General features: G+C 69.9%; 17 protein-coding genes and 2 pseudogenes. 7 read left to right on the forward strand and 12 right to left on the reverse strand.

The window, feature by feature from the left end:
• The first annotated feature begins 126 nt into the window (after positions 1–126).
• From QQY66_RS20510 to QQY66_RS20520, 3 genes and pseudogenes are all read left to right on the forward strand, one after another.
• Positions 127–1,638, forward strand: a complete 1,512-nt coding sequence (locus tag QQY66_RS20510; RefSeq protein ID WP_301981793.1) for a CehA/McbA family metallohydrolase — start codon at positions 127–129, stop codon at positions 1,636–1,638.
• A 90-nt stretch (positions 1,639–1,728) separates the two neighbouring features.
• A pseudogene (locus QQY66_RS20515) lies at positions 1,729–1,851 on the forward strand (YbhB/YbcL family Raf kinase inhibitor-like protein); the annotation flags it as partial.
• 100 nt (positions 1,852–1,951) lie between these two features.
• Positions 1,952–3,388, forward strand: a complete 1,437-nt coding sequence (locus tag QQY66_RS20520; RefSeq protein WP_301981794.1) for a CapA family protein — start codon at positions 1,952–1,954, stop codon at positions 3,386–3,388.
• Here the strand turns inward: QQY66_RS20520 and QQY66_RS20525 are convergent.
• From QQY66_RS20525 to QQY66_RS20545, 5 genes and pseudogenes are all read right to left on the reverse strand, one after another.
• Positions 3,371–4,240 (reverse strand): NAD(P)H-binding protein, encoded by an 870-nt coding sequence (locus QQY66_RS20525; protein ID WP_301981795.1) that lies wholly within the window; start codon positions 4,238–4,240, stop codon positions 3,371–3,373. The two genes, QQY66_RS20520 and QQY66_RS20525, sit on opposite strands and share 18 nt — an antisense overlap.
• A gap of 109 nt (positions 4,241–4,349) precedes the next feature.
• Positions 4,350–4,436 (reverse strand): annotated as a pseudogene (locus tag QQY66_RS20530) (transposase); the annotation flags it as partial.
• Between the two features lie 48 nt (positions 4,437–4,484).
• Positions 4,485–5,336, reverse strand: coding sequence for an MBL fold metallo-hydrolase (locus QQY66_RS20535; RefSeq protein ID WP_301981796.1), 852 nt, complete (start codon positions 5,334–5,336; stop codon positions 4,485–4,487).
• A gap of 82 nt (positions 5,337–5,418) precedes the next feature.
• Complete coding sequence (locus tag QQY66_RS20540; RefSeq protein ID WP_301981797.1) at positions 5,419–6,291, reverse strand: hypothetical protein; 873 nt, start codon at positions 6,289–6,291, stop codon at positions 5,419–5,421.
• Between the two features lie 258 nt (positions 6,292–6,549).
• Entirely contained in the window at positions 6,550–6,849 is a 300-nt protein-coding gene (locus QQY66_RS20545) for a hypothetical protein (protein ID WP_301981798.1), read from the reverse strand.
• On the opposite strand from QQY66_RS20545, the gene QQY66_RS20550 reads away from it, so the two are divergent.
• Both QQY66_RS20550 and QQY66_RS20555 read left to right on the forward strand, forming a co-directional pair.
• The gene (locus QQY66_RS20550) at positions 6,848–7,033 is read left to right on the forward strand and encodes a hypothetical protein (RefSeq protein ID WP_301987772.1); all 186 of its coding nucleotides are present in this window, start codon (positions 6,848–6,850) and stop codon (positions 7,031–7,033) included. The genes QQY66_RS20545 and QQY66_RS20550 overlap by 2 nt on opposite strands.
• A 133-nt stretch (positions 7,034–7,166) precedes the next feature.
• A complete protein-coding gene (locus tag QQY66_RS20555; protein ID WP_301981799.1) occupies positions 7,167–7,559 on the forward strand; it encodes a nitroreductase/quinone reductase family protein in 393 nt (130 codons plus the stop codon).
• On the opposite strand, the gene QQY66_RS20560 is transcribed toward QQY66_RS20555, so the two are convergent.
• From QQY66_RS20560 to QQY66_RS20580, 5 genes are all read right to left on the reverse strand, one after another.
• A complete protein-coding gene (locus tag QQY66_RS20560) occupies positions 7,531–8,049 on the reverse strand; it encodes a hypothetical protein (protein ID WP_301981800.1) in 519 nt (172 codons plus the stop codon). The genes QQY66_RS20555 and QQY66_RS20560 overlap by 29 nt on opposite strands.
• A 63-nt stretch (positions 8,050–8,112) precedes the next feature.
• Complete coding sequence (locus QQY66_RS20565) at positions 8,113–9,564, reverse strand: aldehyde dehydrogenase family protein (protein WP_301981801.1); 1,452 nt, start codon at positions 9,562–9,564, stop codon at positions 8,113–8,115.
• The gene (locus tag QQY66_RS20570) at positions 9,561–11,291 is read right to left on the reverse strand and encodes an amidohydrolase family protein (RefSeq protein WP_301981802.1); all 1,731 of its coding nucleotides are present in this window, start codon (positions 11,289–11,291) and stop codon (positions 9,561–9,563) included. Before QQY66_RS20570 ends, QQY66_RS20565 begins: the two co-directional genes overlap by 4 nt.
• 94 nt (positions 11,292–11,385) lie before the next feature.
• On the reverse strand, positions 11,386–12,504 hold the full coding sequence (locus tag QQY66_RS20575; protein WP_367666987.1) for an LLM class flavin-dependent oxidoreductase: 1,119 nt from the start codon (positions 12,502–12,504) through the stop codon (positions 11,386–11,388).
• Positions 12,505–12,608: 104 nt separating this feature from the next.
• Positions 12,609–13,379 (reverse strand): SDR family NAD(P)-dependent oxidoreductase, encoded by a 771-nt coding sequence (locus tag QQY66_RS20580; protein ID WP_301981804.1) that lies wholly within the window; start codon positions 13,377–13,379, stop codon positions 12,609–12,611.
• 170 nt (positions 13,380–13,549) lie between these two features.
• On the opposite strand from QQY66_RS20580, the gene QQY66_RS20585 reads away from it, so the two are divergent.
• Together QQY66_RS20585 and QQY66_RS20590 are read left to right on the forward strand one after the other, a co-directional pair.
• Positions 13,550–14,299 carry a hypothetical protein gene (locus QQY66_RS20585; RefSeq protein ID WP_301981805.1) on the forward strand — a complete coding sequence of 250 codons (750 nt, stop codon included), beginning with the start codon at positions 13,550–13,552 and terminating at the stop codon, positions 14,297–14,299.
• 38 nt (positions 14,300–14,337) lie between these two features.
• The gene (locus tag QQY66_RS20590; protein ID WP_301981806.1) at positions 14,338–15,042 is read left to right on the forward strand and encodes a hypothetical protein; all 705 of its coding nucleotides are present in this window, start codon (positions 14,338–14,340) and stop codon (positions 15,040–15,042) included.
• A gap of 43 nt (positions 15,043–15,085) precedes the next feature.
• On the opposite strand, the gene QQY66_RS20595 is transcribed toward QQY66_RS20590, so the two are convergent.
• Together QQY66_RS20595 and QQY66_RS20600 are read right to left on the reverse strand one after the other, a co-directional pair.
• Complete coding sequence (locus QQY66_RS20595) at positions 15,086–15,730, reverse strand: LuxR C-terminal-related transcriptional regulator (RefSeq protein ID WP_301981807.1); 645 nt, start codon at positions 15,728–15,730, stop codon at positions 15,086–15,088.
• Positions 15,731–15,841: 111 nt separating this feature from the next.
• Positions 15,842–16,756, reverse strand: a complete 915-nt coding sequence (locus QQY66_RS20600; RefSeq protein ID WP_301981808.1) for a TIGR03619 family F420-dependent LLM class oxidoreductase — start codon at positions 16,754–16,756, stop codon at positions 15,842–15,844.
• Positions 16,757–16,772: the final 16 nt, after the last annotated feature.

Here is a 16,772-nt window from a genome sequence, read left to right on the forward strand (position 1 = left end):
CTGTACCGCGACGGACCCCGAATGTCCATACCGACCAGTCGGCATCCACACGGCTCTCACTGTCGGATGTCTGCGGATTCCCCTTCCTTGTACGGCAGTTCACGTCCGAAGGCCAGAGTTCCGCGCATGTGCGAAGACGACCACGGCATCGGCAGACGCGCGCTGTTCGTGACGGGAGCCGCCGCCGCGCTTACGTTGGGAAGCGTGAGCTTCGCCTCGGCCGCGGACGGCCGGACCCAGGAGACGCAGACGGTACGCGGCACCCTGCCCACCGGATCGCCCGACTTCGTCTACCTGCCGCTCGAAGTCCCGTCCGGCGTACGGGAGATCAAGGTCGCGTACACCTACGACAGACCCTCCGTCCCGGCCGGCACCCCCGGCAACGCCCTCGACATCGGCATCTTCGACGAACGCGGCACCGAGCTGGGCGGCCGTGGCTTCCGGGGCTGGTCGGGCGGGGCGCGCACGGAGTTCTTCCTCCGCGCGGACGACGCCACGCCCGGCTACATCCCGGGCCCGATCCGCCCCGGCACGTGGCACATCGCGCTCGGCCCGTACACGGTGGCGCCGCAGGGTCTGCCGTACGAGATCACGATCACGCTGTCCTACGGCGAACCGGGCGCCGTCGTCGAGCCGGCGTACCCGCCCTCGCGGGCGAAGGGGCGGGGCCGGGCCTGGTACCGCGGGGACTGCCATCTGCACTCCTGGTACTCCGACGGCCGCCGCACCCCGGCTCAGATCGCGGCGCTCGCGCGGGCGGCGGGGCTGGACTTCATCAACACGTCGGAGCACAACACGCACTCGGCGCACGCGCATTGGGCCGAGGAGGCGGGCGACGACCTGCTGATCATGCTGGGCGAGGAGGTGACTACGCGGAACGGGCATCTCGTCGCCCTGGGGACGGACCCCGGCACCTTCGTCGACTGGCGCTACCGCGCCCGCGACAACCGGTTCGGCCGGTTCGCCCGGCAGATCCGCCGGGCGGGCGGTCTGGTGGTGCCCGCCCATCCGCATGCCACCTGCATCGGCTGCAACTGGAAGTTCGGGTTCGGTGAGGTGGACGCGGTGGAGGTGTGGAACGGGCCGTGGACGCCGGACGACGAGGTGGCGCTGGCGGACTGGGACGGGATGCTGGTGGCGTCCGTGCGGTCCGAGGGCCGGGGGTGGGTCCCGGCGATGGGGAACAGTGACGCGCACCGGGATCCGGACGTGGTCGGGCACCCGCAGACCGTTGTCCTCGCCGACGAACTGAGCCGGGGGGCGATCCAGGAGGGCATCCGGGCGGGGCGGTCGTACGTCGCCGAGTCCCGGCATGTCTCGGTGGCCTTCAGCGCGTCGGGCGGGCGCGGTGAGCACGCGGGGATCGGCGAGCGGCTGGAGGTCGGCCGTGACACGCCGGTGACTGTCCGCGTGGACGTCACCGGCGCGCCACGCTGCACGGTCCGGCTCGTCACCGACCAGGGGGTGCTGTTCACGAGCGCGCCGTTGCCGGTGTCGGGGGCGGGGAGTGTGGAGTGGCGGACCACGCCGTCGTATGCGGCCTATGTGCGGGTGGAGCTGCGGCACGAGACGGTGATCGGGCCGCTGCCGGGGGCGTTGGCGGCGTTCACGAACCCGGTCTTCCTGGGGCGGGGCTGAGCGGGCCGGGCGAAGCCGGCTGCGGTTCGGCAGCGCCCCAAAGGGGCGCGGGGCTGTATCAATGTGCGGCTCCGCCGCGTGGGCGCGACCAGCCACGACGGCGAGTCCATCGGCGTCGCGGCCGACGCCACCCCGGCCGTCCTCGGCTTCACCATGGCGAGCCACATCCTCGGCCGCGCGGTCCTGACCGCCACCGCCGAGACGCCCGCCTGACGCCCGGCATGTCCCGGCTCATCGAGCCCGTCGCGGAGGTCGGCCGTCCGAAGTGAGCCGCCCCCTTCACGGGCCGCCGCGGGTACCGAAGAATCGCCGTATGTCCTCCCGAGACCCGGTCCGGGGCCGGTCCCGGCGGGAGGCCCTGGCGCTGACGGCCGCGGGGACGGTGCTGGCCGCCGGGTGCACCTCCGGTCGGTCACCGAGCCCCGGTCCCCGTCCCAGCGTCAGCCGCAGCAAGACGGCGGCCCGGCTCCCCCTGGTCCTGGCCGTCCATCCCACCCGGGCACCTGGACTCGCCGCCGACGCAGGGCTGGTGACGGACCTGCGGGACGGCGGGAGCGTGACCTGGGAGCAGCTCGGTGGGCAGGGCGGGCGGGCCCGGGTCGTCCGCGGGGCGCCCGGGTCCGACCGGGAGGCGGTGACGGCCGTACGAGACGACCCGGACGCCATCGCCGTCGTACGGGCCGACGCGCTGGACCCGAGCGTGGCCGCGTTGCCGGTCGGCGGCCGGGACCCGGTGACGGAGCCGGGCCGCTATCCGGTGACCGTGGCCTCGGAGAAAGGGCCGGACACGGTCGTCGCCACGCTCTGGACCGGCGACATCATGCTCGGCAGGCGGGTCGGTGAGGGGATCGCGCGGGCCGGGGATCCCGGAATGCCGTTCGCGCGGACGCGGCGACGGCTGGCGGCGGCAGATCTGACCGTCGGGAATCTGGAGTGCACCCTGTCCCGCGCCGGGGAGCCGACCCAGGGCGGCGACTCCTTCGCCGCCGACCCCGCCGTGCTCGCGGGCCTGCGCAGGGCGGGCTTCGACGTTCTCACCCTCGCCAACAACCACCTCGGCGACTTCGGCCCGGAGGCACTGCGGCGGACGGTGCGGGCGGTGCGCGAGGGGGGCTTCGCGGCGACCGGGGCGGGCGAGAACCTGGCCGCCGCCCGGGAACCGGCGATCGTACGGGCGCGGGGCGTGCGCTTCGGGATCCTCGCCTTCAACGCGATCGGCGAGACACCGGCGGCGGGCCAGGCGACGCCGGGTGCGGTGCGGGTTCGGATGGACCCACGGACGGGCCCGCTGAACACGTCCGACCTGGCGGCGTTGGAGGCCTCGGTGCGTGACCTGCGCGGGCAGGTGGACGTCGTGGTCGTCTGCCCGCACTGGGGGCAGCAGTACACGCACCGCCCCGGCGAGGACCAGCACACCGTCGCCCGGCGGCTCGTCGACGCGGGCGCGGACGCGGTGGTCGGCTCGCATCCCCACTGGGTGCAGGGCATGGAGCTGTATCGGGACCGGCTCGTCGCGCACTCGCTCGGCAACTTCGTCTTCGACATGGACTTCTCCCGCCAGGTCCGGCAGGGCGTGGTGCTGGAGCTGGTGTTCTGGGGAGCGCGGGCGATGGCGGCGAGGCTGCTGCCGGTGCGGATCGGGGAGGGGCATGTGCCGTATTTCCTGGGGGCCGGGAGCGGGGAGGCGCGCGAGATCCTGGCGGATGTGTGGCGGACGAGCGCAGAGCCGTACTCAGCGGGCGTTGTGTGAGTGCGGGGCCGTGAAGGCGTCGGCGTGCTCCGTGGCCCACTGGCCGAAGGTGCGGGCCGGGCGGCCGGTGACCTTCTCGACGGTGTCGACGACCGTGCGGCCCACCTCCGGGGTGTTCCCGTACGCCTCGAGCAGGAAGCCGATGACGTCCTCCGGGTGGCCCGCCGCCCGCCACTGGGCGACTGCCTCCTCCTCGGTCAGCTCGACCAGGGCGATCTCCCGGCCACAGGCCGCAGCAAGCTTCGCCACCTTGTCGCCGACGGTCAGCAGTTCGGGGCCGGTGATCACGTACTCCTGGCCCCCGTGCCCCTCCTCGGTGAGCGCGACCGCGGCGACGGCGCCGATGTCGCCCTCGTGCACCATGGCGCTCAGCCGGGAGACGAACGGCTCGCGTACCACGCCCGAGGCCATGATCCCGTCCGCCCACTCCAGGGCGTTGGCCATGAACTCGACCGGCATCAGCACGGTCCAGTCCACACCGTCGTCGGCGCGCACGGCGTCCTCCAGCAGCGACGGCCCGCCGCCGTGCAGCACCGTGACCCGGCGTACTCCGGCCGCGCGGGCCAGCTCCAGGATCCGCGGGCCGGTCTCCAACGGAGCGAAGTAGGGCCCGCCGAAGGTGATCAGGTGCAGGCCGGTGACGCCCGACAGAGCCGGGATCAGGCTGTCGGGTTCGGTCAGGTCGCCCTGAACGACCTCGACACCGGCCGGGAAGGCGGCCCTGGCCGGGTCCCGGGTGAGGGCGCGGACCGCGTGGCCGCGGGCGAGCAGTTCGGCGACGACCTGGCGGCCGACGGTTCCCGTGGCGCCGGTGACAAGGATCTTCTGCGTCTGTGTGCTGTTCTGCGTCATGGAACGACCGTAGGAAGCCTTGCGGTCAACTTGCGTCCGCAAGGCTTCCCTGCCAGAGGTGACCAGAGATCGCTACAGGGCGCGGGCTGTCTCCCCGCTGCAAGAGCCCGTAGACCGTCTGCCACGGACCGTACTCCGCAGGCAGATCCCGCCACGGAGCACCGCTTCTCGCACGCCGGCGGATCCCGTCGGTCACCGCCTCCGACATACCGACGGCCTGCCCAACGCCGCGAGGCAGCGCCGCTCACGTCCCCGACGGCCGTGGCTGCTCCGGCGGAACCGAGCTCTCGGCAACCGCCATCCACTGGTCCAGGTCGGTCTGGGTGAACTCTGCCCACGGTGGGATTCCGGGGAGCTGGCGGAGGAGGTCGTAGGCCTCGGGGATCTGGGCTCCGCGGAGGACCGGGCAGTGGCAGCCGGCGATGACCTCGGCGTCCAGGTGCTGGAAGTCGGTGACGACCGTCCCGAACTTCTGGGTGTCCAGCAGGGCGACCCAGGGGGAGACCAGCCTTCCGCCGAAGAACTGGCCGTCGCGGAATTCGTCTGGCGACAGCGCCGCCGTTTCGGGCACAGGGGTCGGCACGTTCATGGCGAAGGTGTCCACGGCCCACAGGACGTTGGCCTTCGGGTCGAAGAGGGCGCGGGTTGTGGGGTTGTCGTACAGGGGCGGTCGCTTGGCGACCAGGGTGCGATCGCCCACGTCGATCGTGTCGCCGTCGGTCATGAAGCGGCACCGGTTGATGGGAGTCTCCCACTCCTCGGCCATGCGGCCGATGGAGAACCATGTCGTCAGCAGGGTCGCGTTCGGGCATTCCGCGAGGACCGCCAGGAGGTTGCCGGCGTGGTCGCGGTCGTCGTGGGTGAGGAAGATCCACCGTACGTCCAGGGGATCCACGACGGACCAGGCTGCCTCCAGCCACTGGGAGCGCACCGCGGGCGCCCCGGTGTCCACGAGGACCGGTTCGGTTCCCCGGATCACCATCGAGTTCATCGGGAAGTGGCCGACCGGCGGGGCCTCGAGGGCCCACGGGATGACGAACGTCTCCTCGGCGATCTTGTACGGCTGCAGAAGGCTGAAACTCTCGATGGTTGTCATCGCTGCTCTCCTTAGGACGGAGTCGCCGCAGCGTCCATGAATCCAGTGCAGCCCCGTGCCGGGCTGTCGTCAAACGCAGAACTCAGCTGTCGCTGTCGAAGGCGATGTGCAGATGATCCCGGTGCACCCGGTCGGAGAAGAACCCTCCGCCCCCGAGCAGCCGCGGCCCGCCGATGTTGTACGCCCCGGCCCGCGCCGCCGCCCGCATGAACCCGTCGATGAGCGAGTCGGGAGTCTCCGGGTCGATCACCGTCTTCCCGTCGACCGCCCACACGTCGAACGCACGCATCCGCGTGTGATCGCTGAGCCGGTTCGTCCCGAAGACGTTCCGCGGGTGCCCGGTGTGCACGACGCTCACATCGATCTCGTACGTCTCCGCGAGCGCGAGCAGCGCGCGCAGCGCCCTGGGCCGCAGCTGACCGGCCCGTACGTCGGCGTCGGCCGCGGGCGGGAGGTGGATGCGGTCATGGCCGACGACCTGCTCGATCAGCGCGCCGGGCCGGGCGAGGGGCGGCGCGGGACGGGACGGATACAAGGCGCCGACCTGCCACCCTCCGGGCGACCGCCCCAGCCGTACGTCGACGGTGGCGCCCCCGGCCCGGACCGTGCCGTCGTCCGCACGCCCCCACTGACGCATCGCGACGAGAACACTGGCCCGGGTGGCGAGCAGCCCGCCGTACTGCGCGGCGATGACACGGGCGGTGGCCTCGGAACCGGCGTCGAGGAGGGGCCCGGCCTGTTCCACGAGCCCAGGAGCGGAAGCGGAGGGCACACCCTGCGCCTTCGCCCTCCGCCTCGCGGACCCGGTTCCGTCCTGCCCACGGGGCCAGGTACCGAGGGCTTCGAGAAGCCGTACGGCGTTCCGCTTGGCCTGGGGTTCGACCTCGGTGCGGACGAGGGGCCAGGGGGAGGCGGAGGGGAGCGGGGTTTCGGTCGGCGTCGGCGTCGGAGGCACCGAGGCCGGCGTCCGGGAAGGCGTGCCCGAGGGGCCGGGCTTCTCGCCGGCCTCCTCCTCAGAGGTACATCCGACGAGCCCCAGCCCGGCAGCGGCGGCGGCCAGGAGGAGGGTCCGCCTCGCGGGTTCGGTCACTTCATCAGGGTGCCGGTGAGGGCAGAGGGGGTGTCAAGACGGGACGACTCAGTCCAGCACCTGGGGATCGCGGAAGTAGTAGACGACGGTCACACCCATACCGGGTGTGTGCGTGTACACGATTCAAGTACCGGTTCCTCCGGTCCGCGCGTCTTCGAGAGCCGCCATGATCTCGGGCGAGTTCCTGATCAGCACCCTGTGGCGGTAGGCCCGGACCACGGCCGCGGCGCCTGCGAAGTCATTCGTCGGAGAGGCTCCTATGGCGGCGGCCAACTCCTCCTCGAACCGCTCCCGGTCTCCAGGAAAGCCATAACGGCTGAGCGCACTGCGCAGGTCGTCCACCGTCCGGATGTCCGGGAGGGGCATCTCTCCCCAGCCGTGCTCGGGCTGTGCGCTCATGATCTGCTCCTGATGAACGGGCATGGCTCCACCTCCCAGCATGGTCCTGCTCACCACGCCCCCGTCCCGACTCCGTACTCGGCCCACAGCAGCTTGCCGCCTCTTCGGCGTCGGCGCGTTCCCCGGATCGGGCCAGTCCGTCAACTACCTGCACAGCCCGGTACCGCAGCTCGACACCGCACCACTCGACCAGTTCCACCACCACTGAGGTTGATGTAGTCGATGCGCGCACTGGGGCATGGACCGGCGGCAGCGTAAGGCTTCCCCTGCACCCTGCCGCCCGTCTCCTGAGGGCAATGATGGAGTCCCTTCGCCGACCCGACACAGGAGACCCGGAAACAATGCCCCGTCACTCCGAACGCAAATACCGGGCCGTCACCGCGGTCCAGCGTCACCTCAACCGCGTCATGCGCCGCCTGCCCACCCACACGCTCCTGGAGACAACCGGCCGCACCTCCGGCCTCCCCCGCCGCACCCCCATCGGCGGCCGCCGCGTCGGCGACTCCTTCTGGCTGGTCTCGGAGTTCGGGGAGCGGTCGCAGTACGTCCGCAACATCAAGGCGAACCCGAGGGTGCGGGTCCGGATCCGGGGCCGCTGGCACGACGGCACCGCGCATCTCCTGCCGGACGACGACGCGGTGGCCCGGCTGCGGAGCCTGCCCCGGATGAACAGTGCGGCGGTACGGGTGGTGGGGGCGGAGTTGCTTACGGTGCGGGTGGATCTGGAGGAGTGAGGGGCCTCGCCGGACGCCGGCCCTCCGCCGTCGGACGGACGCCCATGTCCGCCCGCATCGCCTCGCGGGCACGGACCAGCGCGTTCTTCGCCGGGTTGGTGTACACCTGGCAGCTTTCCTCCGTGGTGCAGCTACCGTCGCCGACCTTGGTCCGGAACGTGCGCACGAGACGGAAGTACTCAAGCGCCGGCTCCAGTACCTCTTTGGGGGCGAAGAGCTCCAGCTGATACCGGAGTCGGTAGCAGTGCATGAACACCCGCCGACTCTCCTGAAAGCGCCTCGTGCCGACGGTCGAGGTGTCCACGGAAAGGATCACCAACTCGTTGCGGGCCTGGGTCAGCTCAGCAAGGTAGGCCGCATAGAGGTCGCGTCGCGTGTTGCGCCACTCGGCCGCGACGTCACGGTGGTCCTTGCGCGCCTCCACCCACAGCGCAGTCATCAACGCGATGGCTGCTCCGACGAGCGTCGCCACAAGTGTCGTCCACTCCATCGCCCCACGATAGGAGGAAACGACATGGCATGCACACGGCACGAAAATGTCTACGCCCGATCCTCACCCCGGCCACACGATCGCCTGCACCTCGCTGTACGCATGCAGGGCATACGACCCCACATCCCGCCCCACCCCGCTCTTCTTGAACCCCCCGAACGGCGCCTCCATGTTCCGCCCGACGGTGTTCACGCCCACCCCGCCGGCCCGCAGTTGCCGGGCCACGCGGAATGCCCGGGCCACGTCGGACGACCAGACGTAGTCGATCAGGCCGTAGTCGCTGTCGTTGGCGAGGGTGATCCCCTCTTCCTCCTCGTCGAAGGGGATGACACACACGACCGGGCCGAAGATCTCCTCCCGGGTCACGCGCATCGGAGAGGTGCAGTCCGCGAGGAGGGTCGGGGGGACGTAGAAGCCGCGGTCGTACGGGGGGCGTTCGCCGCCCGTCACCACCGTGGCCCCCTCCTTGCGGCCCAGCTCGACGTACGACTCCACCCGTTCCCGGTGCTCAGCCGAGATCACCGGCCCGACGACCGTCCCGGGCTCCCTCGGGTCACCGACCGTCAACCGGCCCGCATAGCCCGCCAGTTGCTCGACCAACCGGTCGTACACGCCGCGCTGCGCCAGCACTCGCGTCGGTGCCGTGCAGATCTGGCCGCTGTAGAAGGAGAAGGTGGTCCCGATGCCGGCCACCGCCGAGCCGAGGTCCGCGTCGTCGAAGACGAGCGCCGCGCCCTTCCCGCCCAGCTCCATCAACTGGCGTTTCATGTCGCGCCCGCACACTTCGGCGATGCGCTGTCCTACGGCGGTGGAGCCGGTGAAGCTGACCATGTCGACGTCCGGGGAGGACACGGCCGCCTCGCCCACCTCCACCGAACGGCCGCAGACCACGTTCACCACGCCCGCCGGAACGCCCGCCGCCGCCAGCGCCTCGGCCATCCGGAACACCGACAGGGGGTCCTGCGGGGCGGGTTTGACGACGACCGTGTTGCCCATGGCCAGCGCGGGGGCGATCTTGCCCGCCGGGTTGGCCCAGGGGTTGTTGTAGGAGGTGACGCAGGTGACGACGCCGACGGGTTGGCGTACGGCAAGGGCGCCCATCACCGCCGCCCTGCCCATCGGACCCGCCTCGTTGATCTGCGGCGGGATCGCCCACTCCGCCGGCTCGACCTTCGCGTACCGCCGGAAACGCGCCGCGCCGACGCCGACCTGCATGCCGTACGCCGTCCCGGTCGTCGCCCCCGTCTCCGCCTGCGCCAGCCGGGCATACGGCTCCAGGTGCCCGCGGATGATGTCCGCCGCCCGGCCCAGCACGACCGCCCGCTCCTCCGGCGTCGTACGCGACCACGGACCGAAGGCCTCGCGGGCCGCGGCGGCAGCCGCGTGCACCTGATCCCGCGAGGCCTCCGGCGCCCACCCGACGGTCTCCTCCGACGCCGGGTCGATCACCTCGTAGTGGCCGCCGTCCGGCTCGACCCACCGGCCACCGATGAACAGCCTCTGGCCATCGGTCACTTGGTGCCCACCGTGCTCGTGTCCCGCCCGGACCGCAGCACCTTCCCCGGCACCGCCCCCGTCACCACGTCGTCCCGGATCGCCTCGACTCCGTTGACCCACACGGCCCGCACCCCGAGCGCCTTGGAGTCCAGCCGCGGACTGTCACCCGGCAGGTCGTGCACCAGAGTGGCTTTGCCGGCGTCGATCCGTTCCGGGTCGAAGAGGACGAGGTCCGCATGAAAGCCCTCCGCCACCCGGCCCCGCTCCCGCAGCCCGAACAACCGCGCCGGATCATCGGTCAGCATCTTCACCGCCTGCTCAAGGCCGGCCAGCTTCCGGCCGCGCAGACAGTCCCCGAGGAACCGGGTCGTGTACGGCGCCCCGCACATCCGGTCCAGATGCGCCCCCGCGTCCGACCCCCCGAGCATCACGTCCTCGTGCTGCCAGGCCTCGGCCCGCATCGCCCAGGACGCCGGGTCGTTGTCGGTCGGCATCGGCCAGAGCACCGTACGCAGCTCGTCCGCCGCACAGATCTCCACCAGGCACTGGAAGGCGTCCTGCCCGCGTTCCGCCGCGATGTCCTCCACGACCCGCCCGCTCAGCCCACGGTTCGCCTCGCTGTACGTGTCGCCGATGACGTACCGCCCGAAGTTCGTCAGCCGCCGGAAGACACCTGCCTCCTTGCTGCCCGCCCGCTCCAGCATCTCCGCCCGCACATCGGCATCCCTGAGCCGCGCGATCCGCTCCGGCACCGGCAGCCCCAGAATCGGCCCCCACCCGGGGATGAGGTTCAGCGCGCAGAAGGTTCCGAGGGACATGTTCATCGGCGTGAGGATGGGCATCGTCAACGCCACCACCCGCCCGCCCGCCTTCCGCGCCCGTTCACTCGCGACCAACTGCCTCGGCACGCGCTCAGGGACGGAGGAGTCGATCGTCAGCACATTCCAGTTCAACGGCCGCCCCGCCGCCGCGCTCATCTCCACGAACAGATCGATCTCGGCATCACTGAACTGATCCAGGCACCCGGCCACGATCGCCTCGATCTGCGTACCCTCGTGCTCCCCGACCGCCTGGGAGAGCGCCAGCAACTCGGCAGGCTTCGCATGCCGGGAGGCGACGGGCTGCCCGTCCCCGTCGGAATGGGTGGAGGACTGCGTGGTCGAGAATCCCCACGCACCCGCGTCCATCGCCTCGTGGAACAGGCGGAGCATGGCGGCGAGTTGGTCTTCGGACGGCTGACCGCCGACAGCATCCGGCCCCATCACATACCGCCGCAGCGCACAATGCCCCACCATGAAGCCCGCGTTGACGGCGATACGACCTTCGAGCGCATCGAGGTAGTCCCCAAAAGAACTCCAACTCCACGGCGCCCCCTCCTCCAGCGCCACCAGCGACATGCCCTCGACCTTGGACATCATCCGGCGCGTGTAGTCGGCATCGTCCGGCCGGTCGGGGTTGAGGGGCGCGAGCGTGAATCCGCAGTTGCCGGCAGCGACCGTGGTCACCCCGTGGTTCAGGGACGGGGTGGCGTACGGATCCCAGAACAACTGGGCGTCGTAGTGCGTGTGGGGATCGACGAACCCGGGCGCGAGAACGAGCCCGGCGGCATCCTCACTGGTCCGAGCCTCCTCGGTGACGGTACCGATGACGGCGATACGACCGTCTCGTATGCCGACATCGGCAGTGAAAGCAGCCGCACCGGTCCCATCGACGACGGCCGCACCTTTGATGACGTGATCAAGCATGGGCTCACCTCCTGGAGCTACGGTGACCTGACCTACCTAGGGGCGCGGGGAACTGCGCGACCGGCCACAACGGACCCGCAGACGCCAACGAACCTCAGGCCGCCCTCCGGAACCGCGTAGTCCGATGCACCGGATCCGTATCGATCTTCGGAATCACGTGCTCCCCAATAAGCCGAATCGTCCGCAACGTCTCCTCCTTCGGCACCCCCACCGGCAACCCGAAGCTCAACTGATCCGCCCCCGCCTGCTCCCACCGCTTGCACTGCGTGAGCACCTCGTCCGGATCCCCGCAGATCAGCAGCTCCTCCTCGATGAGGACCTCGACGAACTCCGCGGTGTACTCCGGCAACGTCTCCGGCCACACGGGAAACCCTTCCGGCCGCGGAAACGTGTCGTGGTACCGGAACACCAGCGAGGGCAGATAGTGCAGCCCCCCGTTGACCGCAATCTCGATCGCCTCGGCATGCGTAGGCGCACAGATAGCGGTGGTCGTCACCATCACGTTGTCGTTGACGAAGTCCCCGACCGGCTCCGCATCCACCACCGCCGTCTTGTACTGCTCCAGCACCCACTCCATGTCGGAGACCTTCTGCACGCTGAACCCGAGCACACCGAGCCCCTTGCGGGCAGCCATCGCATACGACGGAGGAGAGCCCGCCGCGTACCACATCGCGGGGTGGGACTTGCCGTACGGCTTCGGCAGGACCTTCCGCGGCGGCAGCGACCAGTGCTTGCCCTGGAAGCCCACATACTCGTCCTGGAGCCACATCTTCGGGAACTCGGCGATGGTCTCTTCCCAGATCTCCTTGGTGTAGTTCATATCGGTCACGCCCGGTATGAACCCCAGGATCTCGTGCGACCCCGCCCCCCGCCCGCTGCCGAACTCGAAGCGGTTCTGGGAGAGATGGTCGAGCATGGCCACCTTCTCGGCGACCTTGACCGGGTGGTTGACCTGGGCGAGGGGATTGAAGATCCCGGAGCCGAGATGGATGCGCTCGGTCGCGTGGGCGAGGTACCCCAAGAACACGTCGTTGGCGGAGAGGTGCGAGTACTCCTCCAGGAAGTGGTGCTCGGACGCCCACGCGTACTTGAAGCCGGACCGGTCCGCCTGGATGACGTACTCGGTCTCCTCCATCAGCGCCTTGTGCTCGGCCAGCGGGTCGGTCTCGGCGCGCTTGCCCACGTATCCCTGTACAAAGAGCCCGAATTCCAAGGAGGTTCACCGTCCCCGGTCTGGAATGCTGTGGATTATCTGATGGGCCGTCAGATCGCTGACTGTGGCACCGTACGCATGAGCCGTCAATAGCTGACGGCAAGTCAGATAACGGATACGCCCGCCAGCCACCCGCCGTCGATCACGAACGGCTGCCCGGTGATGTACGACGAGTCCGCACAGGTCAGGAACAGCGCCAGCCGTGCCACCTCCTCCGGCTTCCCGATCCGGCCGAGCGGCACGAGCTTGCGGTAGAGCCCGTCGAGCGCCCTCGACGTCTCCTCGGCGTCCGCTCCGGGATCCAGCAGCCCCGGGTTGGACATCGCGGTGTCGATGGCGCCGGGACACATGGCGTTGACCCGGATGCCGCGGGGCGCCAGCTCCAGGGCGGCGACCCGGGTGAGGCCGAGGATGGCGTGCTTGGTGGCGGAGTACGTCCCGACGGCCGCCATGCCGGTCACCGCGGTGTACGAGGCCGTGTTGACGATCGTGCCGCCGTCGGCCATCTCGGGCGCGACGGTCTTGATACCGAGGAAGCAGCCGACCTGGTTCACCCGCACGACCTGCATGAACTCGTCGAGGGGCGTGTCGACGAGGGAGTTGAAGCGCAGGATGCCGGCGTTGTTGACCAGCCCGTCGAGGTGGCCGTAGGCCCTCCGCGCGGCGGCGACGGCGGCCTGCCAGTCGGCTTCTTGGCCCACGTCGAGGTGGACGTACAGCGCGCCCATCTCCTCGGCGAGGGCCTCGCCCTGGTCGTCGAGCACATCGGCGAGGACGACTCTCGCGCCCTCCTCGACGAACAGGCGAGCCTCCTGCTCCCCCTGTCCGCGCGCCGCCCCGGTGACGATGACGACCCGTCCCTCGAGCTTGCCCATTGCGACCCCCTGCACATGATGGTGGACACGGTGGACTCAGCATCGTAGCCACATATCTGACGATGCGTCAGATGCAAGTCGTCGACGTTGCTGAGGCGAATCTCACGTGACTCGCCAGTAGGGATGTTTGACTCTGTCGGCGTCCGTCAAGGGCATCCAAAATTTTCGCCATGCCCAAGCGGAAACTGCAGAACAAGAAGATCAGGATCGTGGCGGCCGTATCCGCCTTGATGACCAGCGGGGCCGTCGTCGTCGCGCTGCCTCCGTCGGCGAACGCCGCCGCCGAGAAGACGCCCGAAGAGATCATGAGGATGTGCCAACGAGCGAAGGTGCTCAACGACAAAGAGCAGTCCCTCGAGGATTTCGGTGGTGGCGGGATAGCAGGCCCGAATTTCGAGGCCAGCAGTTGCGAGTTCGTCACGACGAAAATGGAGCCCTTCAACGGGCCCAAGCAGAAGGTCAGCATCGACTACGCGAACTGCGAGCCGAACTCCACCGAACCGACGCAGGTCCAGCTCCAGGCGTCGGCCGAGGTCGCTCAGGGCCAGGGCAAGTACACCGTGACACAACAGGGCTTCGCGGCGGGGATCTTCGGCGCCCTCAACGCCTCCTGGGTGGACCACGAGGCGACGCTGGACCTGACCGTGAAGGCGGTCGGCACCAACCTGACGGACAAGGCCAAGGTCCCGGTCGGCAAGGTGCTGTACATGACTTTCGTGCCGAAGATGCAGCGCATGACCGGCGTCTGGCGGGTGAAGATCGACGCCCATCCGGGTGGGGGGACGGCCTACACCAAGCCCCGCCCGGAGCAGATCTTCGAGGTGCCCGAAGTCATCGAGGGACCCGTCGTCCGGGACGGTGCCGCAGGTGCGCCCGGGGAAGCGGCCGGCATCCGTGACACCGAAACGGTCGACTGCTGAACCTCCTCCACCCGCTTTCACAAGGAGAAAGAGCCACCATGGCACGCACGCCCCGCAAGGGAACCCACCGCAGCAAGAAGAAGCGCATCACGCTCGCCCTCGCTCCCGTCGCCGCGCTCGCGGTGGCCGTCCCGCTGATGAACAGCGCGGGCGCCGCCACCCCCGACGAGGTGGCCGCCGACTGCCGCGCCGACTCGGACGAACTGGAGAACTGCGAGTTCGTCCCCGTCGGTGTCAGAGAGAACAGCCTCGGCCCCAACAAGGTGGTCTCCGACGTGACGGACAACTGCGGAGAAGACGAGCCGAAGGAGACGGGCTTCTCCGTGACCGGGTCGGTGTCCAGGATCGTTCAGACCGACTCGGGCTTCTCGGCCGGCGGCGACTCGAAAATCGGCAACTCGTTCTTCGAGGTCGGCATCAAGTTCTCCACGACCGAATACAACGTCAAGCGTGACGAGACCAAGACCGGCTTCTCCTACAGCATCGATGAGGTGGTGAAGCCCGACCACGTCGGCGTCTTCATGTGGTCCGAGAAGCGCACCGACGTGAGCGGATACCTCAAGGCCACGTACAAGGACGAGCAGGACGGCCAGAAGGTGTTCTTCTCACCCCGCGAGGGAGCCACCGACATCCACGTCTTCTATCCGCAGCTCCTGAAGAACGGAACTCCGGACGGCCGCCTCTGGATGCGCAACGTGAAGTGCGGCACTCCGGAGGCCGACAGGCTCCTCAACAAGGCCTAGAAGAACGGCCCCGGCAGTCGCAGCCGGTGGGCGTATCCCCTTCTCATGCGCGAAGCACGGGCGCGGCTCCCAGCCACCTCAGGACCGCGTCCGTGCTTCCGCGTGCGTCCAGCTTGGCGTAGATGTTGCTGAGATTGTTGCGCACGGTCTTCTCGCTGAGCTGCAGCCGCAGCCCGATCTCCTGGGCGCCGAGGCCGGTCGACAGCAGCTCCATGATCTGGCGTTCGCGCGGGGACAGCTGGGACCGTAAGCGCTCCAGCGCGCTCTGGGCCCGGGACATCCGCTGGGCGCCCTCCCTGAGGGCCTCGCAGGCCAGTGGGGAGAGGTAGGTGCGGCCGACGGTGGCGGCCAGGACGGCGGAGGACAGCATGCAGGTGCAGTAGTCGCCCTCGACCAGGTAGCCCGCCCCGCCCCGGAACACCTCGACGATCGTGTCGGTGTCCTGGCGCGGGCTGATCACGATCACCGGGATGCCCGACTCCCCCAGGACGTCCAGCAGTTCGGGGAAGTCCGCCGCCGGGTCCAGGGAGCGCAGCAGCACCACGTCCACGTCCGCGGGCACCCGCAGGGGCCGGGACAGGCGCACGGCCCGTCGCACGTACCCGTTGTCCGGGGCCGGCCAGTCGGCATGCGGCCACTCGCCGTCCGGGCAGGCGAGGGCGACGGAGAGTCGCTGGGAAGATCGCACGCCGTTGTGTCCTTCCACCGAAGCTCGCGTCCGTGGGTCCTTACATACGCGGCTCGGCGTGGACATGTTCAAACGTTCAAGGAATACCCGGCGCCCAGGCAAGTCCGCCGGTCACAGCAGCGGCGCCACCTCCGCCCCGAACGCGGCGATCTGGTCGGCGAGTTCGTCCCGGCCCCGGTTGCGGAACCGCACCTGGATCTGGTCCACGCCCATCGCGCGGTAGGCCCGGAGGGACTCGGCGAGGGCGTCGGGGGGTCCGGTGAGGGTGCGCCGCCCTACGGCCCAGGCGGGCTGTCCGACGTACAAGGGCTCGGTGATGGCGCCGATGACGAACGGTTCCTCGTTGCCGACTTCTTCGCGGAGTCGCCTGATCCGGGCGATCTGCTCCGGCAGCCGGTCCCGTGGATCGCCCTGCGGCAGCCAGCCGTCCCCCTTCAGCGCGGCCCGGCGTACGGCGGCGGGTGAGGAGCCGCCGACCCAGAGGGGGATGTGGGACTGGGTGGGCCGGGGGCGTTGGCCGAGGCCCTCGAAGTCGTACAACTTGCCGTGATGCTCGGGGAATTCGTCCGGGCCGAGGGCGGCGCGGAGGGCGTCAATGGTCTCGTCGAGCACCGCGCCCCGGTGCTGGAAGTCCACCCCCAGCGCCGAGAACTCCTCCTCCACATGCCCCGCCCCGACCCCGAGGATCAGCCGGCCGCCGGAGAGGTGGTCGAGGGTCGCGTACTGCTTGGCGGTGAGCAGGGGGTGGCGGAGGCCCACGACGGCGACATGGCTGAGGAGCCGTATGTGCTCGGTGGCCGCCGCGAGAAAGGCGAGGGTGGCGACGGGGTCGTACCAGACCGTGCTCATCGCGGGCGCGAGACGGCGCGGGACGGCCACGTGGTCGCAGCAGGCGACGTAGGAGAAGCCCGCACGGTCGGCGACCCGGGCGATGGCCACCAGGTCGTCGGGGCCGGCGGCTGCTTCCCAGGGCTCGGTGTAGAGGGTGCTCTGGGACTGGACCGGGAGCTGGATGCCGTAGGACACACTGGCCCTCCATTAT

Origin of the sequence: Streptomyces sp. DG2A-72, assembly GCF_030499575.1 — a bacterium.
In the GTDB taxonomy this organism is placed as follows: Bacteria; Actinomycetota; Actinomycetes; order Streptomycetales; family Streptomycetaceae; genus Streptomyces.

Coding starts and splice junctions, on each gene's coding strand:
- QQY66_RS20510 (WP_301981793.1), top strand. CDS start 127: ATGTGCGAAGACGACCACGGCATCGGCAGACGCGCGCTGTTCGTGACG.
- QQY66_RS20520 (WP_301981794.1), top strand. CDS start 1,952: ATGTCCTCCCGAGACCCGGTCCGGGGCCGGTCCCGGCGGGAGGCCCTG.
- QQY66_RS20525 (WP_301981795.1), bottom strand. CDS start 4,240: ATGACGCAGAACAGCACACAGACGCAGAAGATCCTTGTCACCGGCGCC.
- QQY66_RS20535 (WP_301981796.1), bottom strand. CDS start 5,336: ATGACAACCATCGAGAGTTTCAGCCTTCTGCAGCCGTACAAGATCGCC.
- QQY66_RS20550 (WP_301987772.1), top strand. CDS start 6,848: ATGGCTCCACCTCCCAGCATGGTCCTGCTCACCACGCCCCCGTCCCGA.
- QQY66_RS20545 (WP_301981798.1), bottom strand. CDS start 6,849: ATGCCCGTTCATCAGGAGCAGATCATGAGCGCACAGCCCGAGCACGGC.
- QQY66_RS20555 (WP_301981799.1), top strand. CDS start 7,167: ATGCCCCGTCACTCCGAACGCAAATACCGGGCCGTCACCGCGGTCCAG.
- QQY66_RS20560 (WP_301981800.1), bottom strand. CDS start 8,049: ATGGAGTGGACGACACTTGTGGCGACGCTCGTCGGAGCAGCCATCGCG.
- QQY66_RS20570 (WP_301981802.1), bottom strand. CDS start 11,291: ATGCTTGATCACGTCATCAAAGGTGCGGCCGTCGTCGATGGGACCGGT.
- QQY66_RS20580 (WP_301981804.1), bottom strand. CDS start 13,379: ATGGGCAAGCTCGAGGGACGGGTCGTCATCGTCACCGGGGCGGCGCGC.
- QQY66_RS20585 (WP_301981805.1), top strand. CDS start 13,550: ATGCCCAAGCGGAAACTGCAGAACAAGAAGATCAGGATCGTGGCGGCC.
- QQY66_RS20590 (WP_301981806.1), top strand. CDS start 14,338: ATGGCACGCACGCCCCGCAAGGGAACCCACCGCAGCAAGAAGAAGCGC.